The organism is Micromonospora sp. RTBAU3-60 (genome assembly GCF_054963695.1).
The window spans coordinates 70,043-81,629 of sequence record NZ_JBUEGB010000029.1; the positions used below are offsets into that span (position 1 = coordinate 70,043).

14 protein-coding genes and 1 pseudogene are annotated in these 11,587 nt (G+C 72.8%); 6 read left to right on the forward strand and 9 right to left on the reverse strand.

Features of this window, described 5'->3' with window-relative positions; genetic code table 11:
* The first annotated feature begins 71 nt into the window (after positions 1 to 71).
* Positions 72 to 575, forward strand: a complete 504-nt coding sequence (locus ACY34I_RS25160) for a DUF6328 family protein (RefSeq protein ID WP_462757485.1) — start codon at positions 72 to 74, stop codon at positions 573 to 575.
* Positions 576 to 696: 121 nt separating this feature from the next.
* Positions 697 to 2,808 (forward strand): acyl-CoA dehydrogenase family protein, encoded by a 2,112-nt coding sequence (locus tag ACY34I_RS25165; RefSeq protein ID WP_462757486.1) that lies wholly within the window; start codon positions 697 to 699, stop codon positions 2,806 to 2,808.
* A gap of 130 nt (positions 2,809 to 2,938) precedes the next feature.
* Here ACY34I_RS25165 and ACY34I_RS25170 read toward each other — a convergent pair whose 3' ends face one another.
* The 8 genes from ACY34I_RS25170 to ACY34I_RS25205 form a co-directional block, all read right to left on the reverse strand.
* Positions 2,939 to 3,109, reverse strand: a complete 171-nt coding sequence (locus ACY34I_RS25170; RefSeq protein ID WP_187413492.1) for a hypothetical protein — start codon at positions 3,107 to 3,109, stop codon at positions 2,939 to 2,941.
* A gap of 9 nt (positions 3,110 to 3,118) precedes the next feature.
* Entirely contained in the window at positions 3,119 to 3,724 is a 606-nt protein-coding gene (locus tag ACY34I_RS25175) for a hypothetical protein (RefSeq protein WP_462757487.1), read from the reverse strand.
* 102 nt (positions 3,725 to 3,826) lie between these two features.
* Positions 3,827 to 4,219: a Fur family transcriptional regulator gene (locus ACY34I_RS25180; RefSeq protein ID WP_148797265.1), complete on the reverse strand. Its 393-nt coding sequence runs from the start codon at positions 4,217 to 4,219 to the stop codon at positions 3,827 to 3,829.
* 46 nt (positions 4,220 to 4,265) lie between these two features.
* On the reverse strand, positions 4,266 to 4,568 hold the full coding sequence (locus ACY34I_RS25185; protein ID WP_148797262.1) for an ArsR/SmtB family transcription factor: 303 nt from the start codon (positions 4,566 to 4,568) through the stop codon (positions 4,266 to 4,268).
* Positions 4,569 to 4,611: 43 nt separating this feature from the next.
* On the reverse strand, positions 4,612 to 5,484 hold the full coding sequence (locus ACY34I_RS25190) for a metal ABC transporter permease (RefSeq protein WP_462757488.1): 873 nt from the start codon (positions 5,482 to 5,484) through the stop codon (positions 4,612 to 4,614).
* A gap of 1 nt (position 5,485) precedes the next feature.
* A complete protein-coding gene (locus ACY34I_RS25195) occupies positions 5,486 to 6,250 on the reverse strand; it encodes a metal ABC transporter ATP-binding protein (protein ID WP_462757489.1) in 765 nt (254 codons plus the stop codon).
* Positions 6,251 to 6,398: 148 nt separating this feature from the next.
* Positions 6,399 to 7,340 carry a metal ABC transporter substrate-binding protein gene (locus tag ACY34I_RS25200; RefSeq protein WP_462757490.1) on the reverse strand — a complete coding sequence of 314 codons (942 nt, stop codon included), beginning with the start codon at positions 7,338 to 7,340 and terminating at the stop codon, positions 6,399 to 6,401.
* A 54-nt stretch (positions 7,341 to 7,394) separates the two neighbouring features.
* Positions 7,395 to 7,643, reverse strand: coding sequence for a DUF6703 family protein (locus ACY34I_RS25205; RefSeq protein ID WP_462757491.1), 249 nt, complete (start codon positions 7,641 to 7,643; stop codon positions 7,395 to 7,397).
* Between the two features lie 27 nt (positions 7,644 to 7,670).
* Between ACY34I_RS25205 and ACY34I_RS25210 the strand changes: the two genes are divergently transcribed.
* The 4 genes from ACY34I_RS25210 to dusB all read left to right on the forward strand — a co-directional run bounded on the left by ACY34I_RS25210 (position 7,671) and on the right by dusB (position 11,316).
* On the forward strand, positions 7,671 to 8,012 hold the full coding sequence (locus tag ACY34I_RS25210; RefSeq protein WP_462757492.1) for an antibiotic biosynthesis monooxygenase family protein: 342 nt from the start codon (positions 7,671 to 7,673) through the stop codon (positions 8,010 to 8,012).
* Between the two features lie 25 nt (positions 8,013 to 8,037).
* Complete coding sequence (locus ACY34I_RS25215; RefSeq protein WP_462757493.1) at positions 8,038 to 8,598, forward strand: Rv0361 family membrane protein; 561 nt, start codon at positions 8,038 to 8,040, stop codon at positions 8,596 to 8,598.
* A 114-nt stretch (positions 8,599 to 8,712) separates the two neighbouring features.
* Positions 8,713 to 10,092, forward strand: a complete 1,380-nt coding sequence (locus ACY34I_RS25220) for a glycine--tRNA ligase (RefSeq protein ID WP_462757494.1) — start codon at positions 8,713 to 8,715, stop codon at positions 10,090 to 10,092.
* A 51-nt stretch (positions 10,093 to 10,143) separates the two neighbouring features.
* Positions 10,144 to 11,316 (forward strand): tRNA dihydrouridine synthase DusB, encoded by a 1,173-nt coding sequence (dusB, locus tag ACY34I_RS25225; RefSeq protein WP_462757495.1) that lies wholly within the window; start codon positions 10,144 to 10,146, stop codon positions 11,314 to 11,316.
* 157 nt (positions 11,317 to 11,473) lie between these two features.
* Here dusB and ACY34I_RS25230 read toward each other — a convergent pair.
* Positions 11,474 to 11,587, reverse strand: a pseudogene (locus tag ACY34I_RS25230) (C39 family peptidase); the annotation flags it as partial.

The window sequence follows — 11,587 nt, forward strand, 5'->3', positions numbered from 1 at the left end:
GCGGACCGGGCACAGGCGTGCTGCCGACGGGGGCTCCTCGCCGGCAGTACCGTCTTCCCTGGAGGTAGCGGGTGTCCAAGGAAACCGAGAAGCAGCGTTGGCAGCGCAACTTCGCCGACCTGCTCCAGGAGCTGCGGGTGGCGCAGACCGGGGTGCAGATCCTCTTCGCCTTCCTGCTCACCCTGCCGTTCAGCAACGGTTTCACCCGGACCACCGGCTTCCAGAAGCACGTCTACATCGTCTCGCTGCTGGCCGCCGCCGCGGCCACCGCGATGATCATCTCGCCGGTCGCCTTCCACCGGGCGCTGTTCCGCCAGGGCCGCAAGCCGGAACTGGTGCGGTACGCCCACCTGATGGCCACCGGCGGGCTGGCCTTCATGCTGATCTCGATGGTCAGCGCGGTCCTGCTGATCACCGACTTCGTGCTGAGCCGGCCAGTCGCCCTGGTGCTGAGCGCGCTGACCGGGGTGTGGTTCCTGGTCTTCTGGCTGATCCTGCCGTTCGCCCGGCGCAACTGGGGTGACGGCGACATCGACGACGAGGACGACGACCCGGTGGTGCTGCCCGGCGACTGACTGGCGCCGGTCCCGCCAAATCGGACGTGCACCGAAGGCTACCCCTGGGTAACAACCGGGGGTAGCGTCGTTCTCGTCGAGCACGTCGACGCAGCCGGACCGAGGTCTCCAGGAGGCAGCCGTGACCACGACACAGAACAGCCGGCCCGATCCCGCCGGGCCCGGGGGCCCGACCGGTCGGATGGCCCCCATCGACGACTCCAGCTCGGCGCGTCTGTCGCCGCGCCGCGACCTAGAGCCCGTCGTCGACGACGCCGAACCGCCGGCCGGCACGGCCGCCGCGATCGACCAGGCGGGCGGCGCGGGACCGCTGCCCACCGAGGCGGGCCAGGTCTCCGAGAAGGAGGCCCGCCAGGTTGCCGAGGCGGCCCGGGAGACGGCCTGGGACCGGCCCAGCTTCGGCAAGGAACTCTTCCTCGGCCGGTTCCGGCTCGGCCTGATCAACCCGTGGCCCCGCGCGAAAGCCGAGGACGTCGCGCGGGCCGAGGAGTTCCTCGGCGCGTTCGGGGCGTACCTGGACTCCGAGGTGGACGGCGCGGCGATCGAGCGGGACGCGCGCATCCCGGACGAGGTGTTCCACGGCCTGGCCCGGCTGGGCGCCTTCGGCATGAAGATCGACCGGAAGTACGGCGGACTCGGGCTGAGCAACCTGCACTACTGCCGGGCGCTGATGCGGGCCGGCTCGGTCAACCCGGCGATCAGCGCGCTGCTCTCCGCGCACCAGTCGATCGGCGTGCCGCAGCCGCTGAAGATGTTCGGCACGCCCGAGCAGAAGCAGCGTTTCCTGCCCCGGCTGGCCGCCGGTGAGGTGTCCGCGTTCCTGCTCACCGAGCCGGACGTCGGCTCCGACCCGGCGCGGCTGGCGACCACCGCGGAGCCGACCGAGGACGGCACGGGTTACCGGCTCAACGGGGTCAAGCTCTGGGCCACCAACGGCACGGTCGCCACGCTGCTGGTGGTGATGGCGCGGGTGCCGGCGGCCGAGGGGCGGCGCGGCGGCATCACCGCCTTCGTGGTGGACGGCGACAGCGAGGGCATCACGGTCGAGCGGCGCAACGCCTTCGTGGGCCTGCGCGGCCTGGAGAACAGCCTCACCCGGTTCCACGACGTGTTCGTGCCCAAGGAGAATGTGATCGGCGGCGAGGGCAAGGGCCTCAAGATCGCGCTGACCACGCTGAACACCGGGCGGCTCTCGCTGCCGGCCATGTGCGTGGGCGCCGGCAAGTGGTCGCTGAACGTGGCGCGGGAGTGGGCCGCCGACCGGGTCCAGTGGGGCCGGCCGGTCGGTGAGCACGAGGCGGTGGCCAAGAAGCTGTCGTTCATCGCCGCCACCACGTACGGCATGGAGAGCATGCTCGACCTCTGCTGCCTGCTCGCCGACGACGACCGCAACGACATCCGGATCGAGGCGGCGCTGGTGAAGCTCTACAGCAGCGAGATGGCCTGGAGGATCGCCGACGAGCTGATCCAGATCCGGGGTGGCCGCGGCTACGAGACGGCCGAGTCCCTGGCCGCCCGGGGCGAGCGGCCGGCCGCGGTCGAGCAGCTGCTGCGCGATCTGCGGATCAACCGGATCTTCGAGGGCTCCACGGAGATCATGCACCTGCTGATCGCCCGGGAGGCGGTCGACGCGCACCTCTCGGTGGCCGGCGACATCATCGACCCCGACGCCGGGCTGGGCCGCAAGGCGAAGGCGGGCGCCCGGGCCGGCGTCTTCTACGCGAAGTGGCTGCCCACCCTCGCCGTCGGCAAGGGTCAGGCACCCCGGGCGTACGCCGAGTTCGGCCCGCTCGCCGGCCATCTGCGGCATGTCGAGCGCGCCTCGCGCAAGCTGGCCCGGGCCACCTTCTACGCGATGTCCCGCTGGCAGGGAAAGATGGAGCGCAAGCAGGCCTTCCTCGGCCGGGTGGTGGACATCGGCGCGGAGCTGTTCGCGATGGCCGCGGTCTGCGTACGGGCCACCGCCGAGCGGGCGGAGCACCCGGAGCACGTCGAGCTGGCCGACCTGTTCTGCCGGCAGGCCCGGCTGCGCGTCGACGAGCTGTTCACCGGGCTGTGGTCCAACACCGACTCGGTGGACGTGGCGGCCGCGAAGCGGATCCTCGCCGGCCGGTACGCCGCCCTGGAGGAGGGGGTGGTGACGCCGCCGGCCGACCGGCCCTGGGTGGCCCGCTGGCAGCCCGGCCCCTCCACCGCGCCGGACGTCCGCCGGCGCATCCCACCCGCTGGCTGACCGTTCCGCGCCGGCCCCCGCCTCCGCCGGCGACCTGATGCGGCCGGATTCACGGAAAGTGGGGCCTCGCCGCCCCGCGAGACCCCACTTTCCGTGAATCTGCGCAGGAGCGGGCGGTGCCCGGGTGGGGTCAGGAGGCGGCGATCGCCCAGGCCAGCACGCCGGCCAGGATGAGCCCGTTCAACCCGGCCAGCACCAGGTACGCGGCCGGCGGGATCTTGCGGCCCTTGCGGACGTAGCTCACCAGGACGCCCGCGTACGCGAGCAGCAGCACGGCGACGACGATCAGGAAGTACAGCACCGGAACACCCTACCGGCCGGTCCGTAGACCGAGTCTGCGCAGCTCCAGCGCGGCGAGCGCGTCGACGGTCGCGTCGTCGCCGCGGCGCCACGCCTCGGCCACGTCCGGCGCGATGCGGGCCAGCCGGCCGAGCGGCTGGCCGGCGAGCGCGCGCAGCGCCAGCAGGTCCCGGCCGGCGGGGGCGGTGGCGAGGGCCTTCGCCGCGCCGGCCCGGCGCATCCAGCGCACCCGCAGCGGCAGCCAGCCGAAGAGCACGAGCCCGAGCGGGAAGACGAGCACCGCGATGCTCAGCCCGAGGGCCAGCTGGCCGACCAGTTCCTGCTGGTCGCGGCCCGCCTCGGCGACCGCCCGGGCGGCCTCGGCGGCCTTGGTGAAGGGGGCGGTCAGCTCGTCCCCGACCAGCGGGACCCGGCCGACCTTGCCGCCGGCGTCGGCCAGGTTGTCGGCGAGGCCACCGCCGGCCCCCTCCAGCTTCTGTCCGGGTACGGCCAGCTTCTCGATCAGGTCGTGCAGCCAGAGCGCGAAGCGGATCGCCGCGTACACCCAGACGACCACGAGCAGATCGGTGAGGAGCTGACGGAGGGCGGTCGGAAAACGGTCGGCGTAGATCTTCACGCCGGACAGCGTGCCACGGCTCGGCGGCGCCGGCACCGACGGCTTCAGGTCGCGGCGCGGCGCCAGACGCGCCGAGCTGGAGTCGTCGCGCGGGCGGAATTGTCAGCCGGCGCAGGCCGGGCAGGTGCCGAAGATCTCCAGGGTGTGGCTGACCTCGGCGTACCCGTGCTCGGCGGCGACCCGTTCCGCCCAGCGCTCCACCGCCGGCCCGGCCACCTCCACGGTCCGCCCGCAGGCCCGGCAGACCAGGTGGTGGTGATGGCCCTGGCTGCACCGACGGTAGAGGTGCTCGCCGCCGGGCGGGCGCATCACGTCGATCTCTCCGGCGTCGGCGAGCCCCTGCAAGGTGCGGTAGACGGTGGTGAGGCCGACCCGCTCGCCCCGCTCGCGCAGCATCGCGTACAGGTCCTGCGCGCTGTGGAAGCCCTCCACCTCGGCCAGCAGCGCGCTCACCGCGGTCCGCTGCCGGGTGCTGCGCTGCGCGCCCTCGGTCATGCCGCCGCCTCCCGCTGGTCGGCGTCGGGGATGGTGGCCCGCGTGATCATGCCGGGCCCTCCCCGGCGTGGCTGACCGCGTCCGCCACGATGTGCGCGACGTGCTCGTCCACCAGGGCGTACGCGATCTCCCGGCCGCGTCGGGAGCCGCGGACCACCCCGGCGCCGCGCAGCACCCGCAGGTGCTGGGAGACCAGCGGCTGCGGGGCGCCGAGCTTCTCCACCAGCTCGTGCACGCAGCGCTCACCCTGGGCCAGCTCGCTCACGATCGCCAGCCGGATGGGCGCCGACAGGGCGCGCAGCAGGTCACCCGCGCCCTCGAAGGCGTCGTATCCGTGTGTGGCGGTCACCTCGTAACGGTAACCAATCCCAGCAGCGGTGGCCCGGACGGGCTCACCGCAGCACCACCTCGTGCTCGTGCGGCTCGACGACCGGCGCGCCGGCCGGACGGGCCCGCCGGCGCAGCGCCCGCCAGCCGGCCGCGACGAGCGCGACCACCAGGAACGAGCCGATGGCCAGCAGCACCACCGAGGCGCCGGGCGCGGTGTCGGCGGTGGCGGCCACCCAGATCCCGGCCCCGGCCGCGAAGAGCCCCAGCGCCATGGCCGCCGTCATGGTGCTCCGGAAGCCCCGGGTCACCTGCTGGGCGGTGGCCACCGGCACCACCATCAGCGCGCTGATCAGCAGCACCCCGACGGCCCGCATGGCGATGGTCACGGTCACCGCGGTGGTCACCGCGAGCAGCAGGTTGAGCGCCCGGACCGGCAGGCCGGAGACCCGGGCGTACTCCTCGTCGTGGCAGACCGCGAAGAGCGCCGGGCGCAGCGCCAGCATGGCCACCAGGACGGCCGCGCCGAGCACCAGGATGGTGATCAGGTCGCCGGGCGACGTCGTGGTCAGCGACCCGAAGAGGTACGCGTTGAGCGACGCGTTGCTGGCGTCGGAGAGCCCGACCAGCAGCACGCCGCCGGCGATGCCGCCGTAGAAGAGCAGTGCCAAGGCCAGGTCCCCGGAGGTACGGCCGCGCGAACGGACCAGCTCGATGGCGATCGCGCCCAGCGTCGCCGCGATCACCGCCACCAGCACGGGGGAGCGGTTGAGCAGCAGTCCGGCGCCCACGCCGGTGAGCGCCACGTGGCCGATGCCGTCGCCGATCAGCGCCAGCCGCCGCTGCACCAGGTAGATGCCGAGCGCCGGGGCGGCCAGCCCGATGACCAGCGCGCCGACCAGGGCGCGCAGCATGAAGTCGTACTGGAAGAGGTCCATGTCACATGCTCCACAGCCCGGCGGGCTCCTCGTCGCAGTGCGGGTGCACGTGCTCGTGGTCAGGGTCCGCGTGGTGGCCGGCCGGCTCCGGCACGGGGCCGTCGTGGGCGATCCCGCCCTCGTGCACGACGACCGCCCGGCTGATCAGCGGGCGCAGTGGCCCCAGTTCGTGGGCGACCAGGAGCACGGTGCCGCCGTCGTCGACGAAGCCGCGCAGCGCGCCGGCGAACGCCGCCTGGCTGGCCGCGTCCACCCCGGCGGTCGGCTCGTCGAGCACCAGCAGCTCCGGCCGGCCGGCGAGGGCCCGGGCGATCAGGGTGCGCTGCTGCTGGCCCCCGGACAGGGTGGCGACCGGGTCACCCGCCCGGTCGGCGAGCCCGACCGCGCGCAGCGCCGCGGCGACCGCCTCCCGGTCGGCCCGTCCCGGCGGGCGCAGCAGGCCCCGGCGGGCCAGCCGGCCGGACGCGACCACCTCGGCCACCGTGGCCGGTACGCCGCCGCCCGCGCCGAGCCGCTGCGGGACGTACCCGATGCGGTGCCACTGCCGGAAACGGCGCTGCGGGGTGCCGAAGAGGGCGACCGACCCGGCGCTGAGCGGGACGAGGCCGAGCACGGCGCGGATCAGGGTCGACTTGCCGGTGCCGTTGGCGCCGAGCACCGCGACCACCTCACCGGCGGCGACGGCCAGCGAGACGTCCCGCAGCACGGGGCGGCCGTCGTAGCCGACGGCGGCATGCTCGATCTGGATGACCGGTGATGCGCTCATGTCGTCGCCTCGCTTCGGTCGGCGCCGGGCATGAGGCACACCGGCGCGGGGCTGATGGTTTCGCTCGCTCATGTCGTCACCTCGCTCCGTTCGGCGCCACCATGAGGCACCACGGCACTGCACTGATGATTCGCTCGCTGACGCTCGCTCATGCGCAGGCCAGGGCGGTACGCAGGGTCTGGAGGTTGGCCCGCATCGCCGTGAGGTAGTCGCCCTCGGCGGGCGGGCCCTCGATCGGGTCGAGCACGGCGGTCTTCGCCCCGACCTCGCGGGCGATGGTCTCGGCGACCTTCGGGCTGACCAGCGTCTCGAAGAAGATGGTGGTGGCGCCGTGTTCCCGGGCCTCCTTCGCCACCTCGGCGAGGCGCTGCGGGGAGGGCTCGCTCTCCGGGGTCAGGCCGGTGAGGCCGATCTGCTCGAGCTGGTAGCGCTCGGCCAGGTAGCCGAACGCGGTGTGGCTGGTCACCATCTCCCGGCGCTGGCAGGTCTTCAGGCCCGCGGCGTAGTCGGCGTCGAGCTGTTCCAGCGTGGCGTGCAGGGTCTTCGCCCGGGCGGTGAAGTCGGCGGCGTGGTCCGGGTCGGCCTTGCCGAGCCGCTCGGCGAGCCGGTCGCCGATGGTGGCCAGCCGGGTCGGGTCGAGCCACACGTGCGGGTCCTTCCCGCCGCTCTCCTCCGGGTGCCCGTCCTCGCCCTCGTGCTGGTGCCCGCCGGCCGCCGCGTCGCGCAGCGGCTGCACGGTGGCCACGTCGAACGTCCGGTCACCGCCGTTCTGCTGGACCGCCTCGTCGACGGCCGGCTGGAAGCCGGCGAGGAAGACGATCAGCTCCGCGTCGCTGACCTGGCCGACCTGGCGCGGGTTGAGCTCCAGGTCGTGCGGCTCGGCGCCGGGCTTGGTGAGGTTGGTGACCTTGACCGCGTCGCCGCCGATCTGCTCGGCGAGGAACTGGAGCGGGTAGAAGGCGGCCACCACGTCGACCCGTTCCGGGTCGTTCCCGCCGCCACCGCCGTCCGAGCAGGCGGCGACGCCGCCCAGGGCGAGCAGGGCGGCGGCGGTGGCGGCGAGGGCGTGCGAGGCGGTGCGGATGGTCATGTGACCAACTGTCCGCGATAACGAAATTGATTGTCAAAAACGCATGATTGCATGTCAGAGCAGCTTGGCCAGGGCGACCGCGAGCAACAGCGTCAAGATCACGAGCCGCAGCACCCGGGTCCCCGGCCGTTGCACCGGCCAGGTGACGCTCATCAGCCAGATCAGGCCCCCAGCAAGGGCGAGCAGCAGGACGCCGCCGACCGGGCCGGGCGCGAACAGGGCGACCAGCACCAGGACCAGCGTGGCCAGGAACACCGCGGTCGGGTTGAGCCGGGCCGGAAGGGGACGCTGCGTACGCTGCATGCCACAGACTCTACGAGGAGGACCCGGGTGCTGGTCACCAACCGGTTCGTGGTGGACACCGATGTCGCGGCCGACTTCACCGAGCGGGCGCACGCGGCGCTCGCCGCCCTCGCCGCCCGCCCCGGCTACCTGCGCGGGGAACTGCTGCGGGCGCTGGACGACCCGACGCACTGGTGCCTGCTCACCGAGTGGGAGTCCGTCGGGGCGTACCGGCGGGCGCTCGGCGGCTTCGACGTCAAGGTCACCGCCGTGCCGCTGCTGGCCCAGTCCCTCGACGAGCCCTCGGCGTACGAGACGTTGGCCAGCGCCGCGCCCGAGGGCGAGATCGTCGTCGTCGCCAGTGATCGGGCCGCAGGTCCTTACCGCTGAGGCCGGGGGCACTACCCTGGCGCGTATGACCGCTCCCGGACCGGCCGCCCCACCCCCGCACCCCGTGCCGTCCGCCGCGCCGCCGGTACCGGGCCCGCCAGCCGAGCCCGGCGTCCCCACGCCGCCGGCGGGCCCGGGGGTCGCCCCGCCGTTCGCCGCTCCGCCCACCGAGGGGGGCCGGGCCCGGCTCTGGCTGGGCCTCGGCGTCGGCGCGCTCGCCGTGCTGCTCTGCTGCGGTGGGGGCGGCGCCGCCGTCGTCGGGCTGGCGGTCAGCAACGTGCAGGCCGTCGAGGAACAGGGCCGCGCGGTGACCGACAACTACTACCGGGCGCTGGTGCAGAAGAACTGGTCCAAGGCGTACGACCAGCTCTGCGACGACGCCCACCGCCGCGAATCCCGGTCGGAGTTCGAGCAGCGGGTGGCCACCGAGCCGCAGATCTCCGGCTACCGGGTGGGCAAGGTCGACACCCAGACGCTGACCGTGCCGGTGGACGTGACCCTGGCCGGTGGCAAGCGGGAGGCCCAGACGGTGACGCTGGCGCCGGACCAGCAGACGGGTGCCGTGGAGGTCTGCGGGGTGAGCTGACCCTGCCCCGGTATTCTGCTGGGCTTGGGGACCGCGGTGGTCGTACCGTTGTCCCGGACCGTCCGGTTCCATCCACCACACCCCCGCCGACCGCCAGCCGGCGTAGGAGGAAACATGCCAGCCGACCGTATCGACGCCGTCGTCAGCCTCGCCAAGCGCCGGGGCTTCGTCTTCCCCTCCAGTGAGATCTACGGGGGCACCCGGTCGGCGTGGGACTACGGTCCGCTCGGCGTGGAACTCAAGGAGAACGTCCGCCGGCAGTGGTGGAAGACCATGGTCCAGCAGCGGGACGACGTCGTCGGCCTGGACTCCGCGGTCATCCTGGCCCGCCAGGTCTGGGAGGCCTCCGGTCACATCGCCGAGTTCGTCGACCCGCTGACCGAGTGCCAGTCCTGCCACAAGCGGTTCCGGGCCGACCACCTCGAGGAGGCGTTCGAGGCCAAGCAGGGCCGGCCGCCGACCTCGCTGTCGGAGATCAACTGCCCGAACTGCGGCAACAAGGGCACCTTCACCGAGCCGAAGATGTTCAACGGCCTGATGAAGACCTACCTGGGCCCGGTGGAGAGCGAGGAGGGCCTGCACTACCTGCGCCCGGAGACCGCCCAGGGCATCTTCGTCAACTACAAGAACGTGGAGACGGTCGCCCGCAAGAAGCCGCCGTTCGGCATCGCGCAGACCGGCAAGTCGTTCCGCAACGAGATCACCCCCGGCAACTTCATCTTCCGGACCCGCGAGTTCGAGCAGATGGAGATGGAGTTCTTCGTCGAGCCGGGCACCGACGAGCAGTGGCACGAGTACTGGCTCCAGGAGCGCTGGAACTGGTACCTCGACCTCGGCCTGTCGGAGAACAACCTGCGCTTCTACGAGCACCCCAAGGAGAAGCTCTCCCACTACTCGAAGCGCACCGTCGACATCGAGTACCGGTTCCAGTTCGGCGGCAGCGAGTTCGCCGAGCTGGAGGGCATCGCCAACCGCACCGACTTCGACCTGTCGACGCACAGCAAGCACTCCGGCGTCGACCTGTCGTACTTCGACCAGACCAAGCAGGAGCGCTGGATTCCGTACGTGATCGAGCCGGCCGCCGGCCTGACCCGCGCGGTGCTCGCCTTCCTGCTCGAGGCGTACGACGAGGACGAGGCCCCGAACACCAAGGGCGGCGTGGACAAGCGCACCGTGATGCGCTTCGACCCGCGGCTGTCCCCGGTCAAGGTGGCGGTGCTGCCGCTGTCCCGCAACGAGGCGCTCTCGCCGAAGGCCAAGCAGCTCGCCGCGGACCTGCGCAAGCGCTGGGTGGTCGAGTTCGACGACTCGCAGGCGATCGGCCGCCGCTACCGCCGCCAGGACGAGATCGGCACGCCGTTCTGCGTGACGGTCGACTTCGACACCCTCGAGGACAACGCGGTGACCGTGCGGAACCGGGACACCATGGCCCAGGAGCGCATCTCGCTGGACCAGGTCGAGCGCTACCTGATCGAGCGCCTGCCCGGCTGCTGAGCTGGTAACGGGGCCCCGACCGCGCCGGTCGGGGCCCCGTACACTTGTGCGGTGACCGCCCCGACCCTGCCCGCGCTGCGCCCGTTGACCCTCGGGCGACACCAGGTGTGGCCGCCGGTGGTGCTCGCGCCGATGGCCGGGATCACCAACGTCGGCTTCCGCCGGCTGTGCCGGGAGCAGGGCGGCGGCATCTACGTCTGCGAGATGATCACCACCCGGGCACTGGTGGAGCGCAACCCGAAGACGCTGCGCATGATCGCCTTCGGCGCCGAGGAGCAGCCGCGCAGCCTCCAGCTCTACGGCACCGACCCCGAGATCACCGCCGCCGCCGTGCGGATCGTGGTCGAGCGGGACCTCGCCGACCACATCGACCTCAACTTCGGCTGCCCCGTCCCGAAGGTCACCCGGCGGGGTGGCGGGTCGGCCCTGCCGTGGCGACGCCGGCTCTTCGCCCGCCTGGTCAAGGCCGCGGTGGACGCCGCGTCACCCGCCGGGGTGCCGGTCACCATCAAGATGCGCAAGGGCATCGACGACGACCACCTGACGTACGTCGAGGCCGGGCTCGCCGCCCAGGACGCCGGAGTCGCCGCGGTCGCCCTGCACGGGCGTACGGCCGCGCAACGCTACTCGGGCACCGCCGACTGGGACGCCATCGCCACCCTGAAGCAGGCACTCGACGTGCCGGTGCTCGGCAACGGCGACATCTGGGAGGCCGACGACGCGCTGCGGATGGTCGCCCACACCGGGGTGGACGGCGTGGTGATCGGGCGTGGCTGCCTGGGCCGACCCTGGCTCTTCGCCGACCTGGAGGCCGCCTTTAACGGCCGGTCCGAGCGGCGGCTGCCGACCCTGGGCGAGGTGGCGGTCACCATGCGGCGCCACGCCGAGCTGCTGGTCGACCAGTTCGTGGCCGGCGCCCGCAACCCGGCCCGCGGCGAGCGGGACGGCTGCACCGACTTCCGTAAGCATGTCGCCTGGTACCTCAAGGGCTTCCCGATCGGCAGCGAGCTGCGCCGGTCGCTGGCGATGATCGACAGCCTGGCCCAGCTCGACGACCTGCTCGGCAAGCTCGACCCGGCCGTACCGTTCCCGGTGGAGACCCTCGGTCAGCCCCGCGGCCGGACCAACTCCCCGGGCAAGGTCTTCCTGCCGGACGGCTGGCTGGCCAGCCGGGACGACGACAGCCCGCCCGACGGCGCCGAACTGGACGACTCCGGCGGCTGACCCGCACCCGGCTCCGGGTGCCGAGACGACAACGGCCGGCCCGTGGTGGGCCGGCCGTGGTGGTGTCGGTGCGTCGGCTCGTGGGGAGCGGGCGGTGAGGTTGCCGAAGGGCCCGACCCCGGGTGGGGGGTCGGGCCCTTCGTGTTGTTCATCGTGCTCAGGAGGCCGAGTAGCCGCGGGTGGCGATCCAGTCGGCGAGGTTGTCGACGCTGATCCGGTAGGAGGCCATGTTCGGGTTGGCGGAGTCGGCGATCGTCACGGTCTTCCCGTT

Coding starts and splice junctions, on each gene's coding strand:
- ACY34I_RS25180 (WP_148797265.1), bottom strand. CDS start 4,219: ATGACCGAGGGCGCGCAGCGCAGCACCCGGCAGCGGACCGCGGTGAGC.
- ACY34I_RS25190 (WP_462757488.1), bottom strand. CDS start 5,484: ATGGACCTCTTCCAGTACGACTTCATGCTGCGCGCCCTGGTCGGCGCG.
- ACY34I_RS25195 (WP_462757489.1), bottom strand. CDS start 6,250: ATGAGCGCATCACCGGTCATCCAGATCGAGCATGCCGCCGTCGGCTAC.
- ACY34I_RS25200 (WP_462757490.1), bottom strand. CDS start 7,340: ATGACCATCCGCACCGCCTCGCACGCCCTCGCCGCCACCGCCGCCGCC.
- ACY34I_RS25205 (WP_462757491.1), bottom strand. CDS start 7,643: ATGCAGCGTACGCAGCGTCCCCTTCCGGCCCGGCTCAACCCGACCGCG.
- ACY34I_RS25215 (WP_462757493.1), top strand. CDS start 8,038: ATGACCGCTCCCGGACCGGCCGCCCCACCCCCGCACCCCGTGCCGTCC.
- ACY34I_RS25220 (WP_462757494.1), top strand. CDS start 8,713: ATGCCAGCCGACCGTATCGACGCCGTCGTCAGCCTCGCCAAGCGCCGG.